Here is a 3,596-nt window from a genome sequence, read left to right on the forward strand (position 1 = left end):
TGGATGTGGCCTGTGATGACCATCATAACAAGGAACGAAAGGTACGCTGAACAATGCCTTCCCACCGCTGTACGCTGCTGCGCTCTAACAGCATTGCACCTTATGGAGTGGGGCGGGTCAGGCGCGTTCGCTGCACCCGCCGAGATCCGGAGGATGTCTTTTCGAGCCTGGTTCGCGTAGGCGGTGTGCCGTCGGTATTGGTACCGTTGGCGGGCGTCTCACGGGTGTCTTCGCTGTCGTGCCTCTGTATCTCCTGTGAAACATTGGAGCGCTTTTTGTAATATGAGCTTGCTGCGACAGCAAAGTCGCTATTCTTCGGCTGATTTTTTTGCGCAGAATTGTCATTTTTATTTTTCATAAGATCCAATCCAGTCATCAAGATGGGATTATAATCCTTATTTTGTCGATCTAATATGAATAAATATTTATTTAATCTAAGTATTTATAATTGCTCTTGTTTATCCCGTTGCATTCATCGAGGGCAATTCCGACAGGGGCCCACGCACATAGACGACGTCGATACCGATTTCCTGAGCCAAATCCGTTGCGGCTTTGACTGCATCGTCGCGGGTATGAAACGGCCCGATGGGATCGGAGGGGACAACGTCATCGGTGTATGTGGCGCTATTTACAACCCAAACGGGGCCGGTCAATTCAATCAGCACCCAATTGCTTTGTGTCGGAGGGCTTTCGTCTTCGCGAAGAAATCGAACCGTTGTCATCGCCGTTCCCTCACCAATCCTCATAGGACGAGAACGGCGTGGCGCTCGCAAGGTTCCTGTCCGAGGTTGCCACACTCGCATGTGACGACGGCATTATTTCTACGGCATTATTTCTAGGGATCGGAGCCAAGTTGAGCCGCGAGCATCTGCCTTGCGATCGAAGCCGCTCTGAGGGTTGGACGCTTCCAACGGCTTGATGTGCCAGTGTGGTGGTGTGGAGCGCCCTTTGACGAAGATGCCTGAGGTCGGCTTTTAGAGGACGGCGATTAGACACAGACCTTCCTGGGTAGTTTCCGAGCCTGCGTTCCCGGGCTTTCCAATTCTATCATGACGAAATTACAGCCTCGCGCCTCATCGGCACGCGGCGAAGAAGGGTCCTTATGGAGAACGATCGCATGGTTTCGGATAAAGTCGCCACGGGCATGAACGGGGATCGTACACCCATCAACATGGATGCTGATACTGCAACCTTCACCAGCGGGGCTGCTAGCGGGCAGGTCGATCGTCTGGTTGCATTGGGAGAAATCAAGGGCACGGCCGTCTATAATCGTCACGATGAGCTTCTCGGCACGGCGTATGATTTCTTGGTCGACAGGATTACCGGCCAAGTCACCTATGCCGTCATGGCCTTTGGCGATCTGCTCGGCATGGGCGAACGCTATCATCCACTGCCCTGGAAGCTGCTGACGTTCGACATGGTTCGGCGGGTATTCCTTCTCGACCTTGATCGTCTTTTGCTAGTGAATTCACCTAGTTTTTCGGCGGCAGACGGGCCGAATTGGTCTGATCGCGCCTATGGAGACCGGATCGATGCCTATTATGAAAACTCTTCCTCAAGGCGAAGTGACTAGACTCCGACGCAAGTCGGTCAGTCGTCACTCCTCGTTCGGCGGGTCCTTCTTAAGGACAAAGAACAGCGCGCGGTGATCGGCGTCGTTCTAGGTAGTTTCCGACCCTCTTCTTGAGTGCCGGTTCGGGGATAAGGTCGTCCCGGAAAGTGGTTCAGAGCGATGATCCCCGCACGCGCACCTCGATGCCTTGATCGGAAGAGTGACATGAAGAATATTATCATATTGTGCGTTGTAGCGCTGTCCATCGCGGCCTGCGCCAATGCTAGGGATACGCGTATGTCCAAGGGCGCGCTTCTCGGCGGCGCGGGTGGCGCGCTCATCGGAGGTGTCGCCACCCGTTCCGCGGGCGGTGCGATTGTTGGTGGAGCTATCGGCGCTGCAGCCGGCGCTGTCGTTGCGGACGTGACCAGACCGCGCCATCGCGGCAGCAGGTGCCATTATAGCAGCTTGCTTGGGAAACGTGTCTGCCAGTATCGGTAAGCCAAGGTAGAGCGGATATTGAAGCCTCAGTTACGTCTAGGTAAATACCCAGCCTATTGGGCGAGCAAGGTCCCTATCAGTATATGGCCGGCCGGATTTGCAATCTTGTACCCCGTCTTTAGCGAGGCCTTATGCCTGTTGATTTGCCGCCCGTCCGAAAGCGGGTGAAGACCGCGCCATTCATGAGTGTTTCGAGAAAGGAAGCGGCTCGTCAGGTTTCTTTTGCTTGGATGCTTCTCGCCCTATGCATTGCTGCTGCAATAATTGCAGCAGCAATGCACCTTCTGCCTTAGATTTTAATCGGGCCGCGGAAGAAATACGATTTAGGGTGCTGGATCGCCTGACGAATTTTTCTGAAGCACAAAGCTTCAAGGGGAAACATCTTCTCACATATTCAAGCCAAAAGAGCCGGATCCCATCGATCTGCTATCGCGCGAAAATTCGGCATCAATACCGGTTTCGGCGCCGCCAGATTCGACTCCGAGTGTGCTGCCGCAAATAACTTCGCCACCTCCAGCCATTCGCGCCATGTTGCCGATTATGGAACGACGCTTCGATCTTCGAGAGGAAGAAGACGGCACGTGGACCGTTTTCGACGTGTTTACAGGCTTGCCAGGGATAGTCGGCGGCTTCGAAGCCACAGGTTTCGAGGTGGACGAAGCCGGTGATCTGCTCGCAATGCTGAATGCAGCGGATCTGGAACGCAGGCGCGAAGCTGGCATGCTCTAGCCTCAGGCCCTCCCAGGAACGAACGGCTCTCCCCGGTGTTGGATACCAGGAGGTGCCATATGGAACATGCCAAGTTCTCTCAACCTGTCGAGGTGAACGGTCTTGCCATCGCAGACGCTGATCAGGCAGTGAACCGCCCCGGGTTTGCCGGAGGCCATTTCGTTTAAGTTATGCAGCCATGGCTGGAGCGTCCAGCATGGCGTAGTAGCGTTCCTCGGCTTCGGCCGGCGGGATGTTGCCGATAGGCTCCAGCAGCCGGCGATTGTTGAACCAGTCGACCCAGGTCAGCGTGGCGAACTCGACGGCCTCAAAGCTTCGCCATGGCCCGCGCCGATGGATGACCTCGGCCTTGTAGAGGCCGTTGATCGTCTTGGCCAGCGCGTTGAAGCTCCTATATCTGTCAAGCGGGACGGTGGGCGCCTGGCACGCAGAGATGGCGGTAAATTTCACGGACGATGTATCGCTTCACGCAGCGCACGATTTCTCGAGGTGTTTTGCCTTCCGCTCTCCGCCTGACCGCGTAAGCTTTCGTGGTTGCGTGATCCCGCAGCCGAACGATAGCCACGCGGTAAAGGGCGGCATTAGCCTGTCGGTTTCCGCCACGGTTCAGGCGCATGCGGTTTGTCTTGCCGCTTGAGGCTGGGATGGGACATACGCCACATAGCTTTGCGAGGGCTGCTTCGGATTTGATGCGCTCAGGATTGTCGCCGACAAGGATCAGCATTTCGGCCATGGTCATTGTCGAGATGCCATGCGCTTTCATAAGTTTCGGCGCTTTTTCTCGAACCATGCGCTCGAGCTCCTGCTCGTGGAT

4 protein-coding genes and 1 pseudogene are annotated in these 3,596 nt (G+C 55.5%); 2 read left to right on the forward strand and 3 right to left on the reverse strand.

Annotation, left to right across the window (positions count from 1 at the left end):
* Positions 1-458: 458 nt before the first annotated feature.
* Positions 459-722 (reverse strand): SPOR domain-containing protein, encoded by a 264-nt coding sequence (locus ACTJKX_RS37945; RefSeq protein WP_440728481.1) that lies wholly within the window; start codon positions 720-722, stop codon positions 459-461.
* A 380-nt stretch (positions 723-1,102) separates the two neighbouring features.
* Between ACTJKX_RS37945 and ACTJKX_RS37950 the strand changes: the two genes are divergently transcribed.
* Both ACTJKX_RS37950 and ACTJKX_RS37955 read left to right on the forward strand, forming a co-directional pair.
* Entirely contained in the window at positions 1,103-1,573 is a 471-nt protein-coding gene (locus tag ACTJKX_RS37950; protein ID WP_246683530.1) for a PRC-barrel domain-containing protein, read from the forward strand.
* A gap of 1,020 nt (positions 1,574-2,593) precedes the next feature.
* A complete protein-coding gene (locus ACTJKX_RS37955; protein WP_149249099.1) occupies positions 2,594-2,782 on the forward strand; it encodes a hypothetical protein in 189 nt (62 codons plus the stop codon).
* Positions 2,783-2,950: 168 nt separating this feature from the next.
* Here the strand turns inward: ACTJKX_RS37955 and ACTJKX_RS37960 are convergent.
* Both ACTJKX_RS37960 and ACTJKX_RS37965 read right to left on the reverse strand, forming a co-directional pair.
* Positions 2,951-3,166: pseudogene (locus tag ACTJKX_RS37960) on the reverse strand (IS3 family transposase); the annotation flags it as partial.
* Positions 3,167-3,182: 16 nt separating this feature from the next.
* The coding region (locus ACTJKX_RS37965) for a transposase (RefSeq protein WP_440728203.1) at positions 3,183-3,596 on the reverse strand (414 nt) is incomplete at its 5' end.

It is taken from the genome of Labrys sp. 22185, assembly GCF_052045555.1.
GTDB lineage: Bacteria > Pseudomonadota > Alphaproteobacteria > Rhizobiales > Labraceae > Labrys > Labrys neptuniae.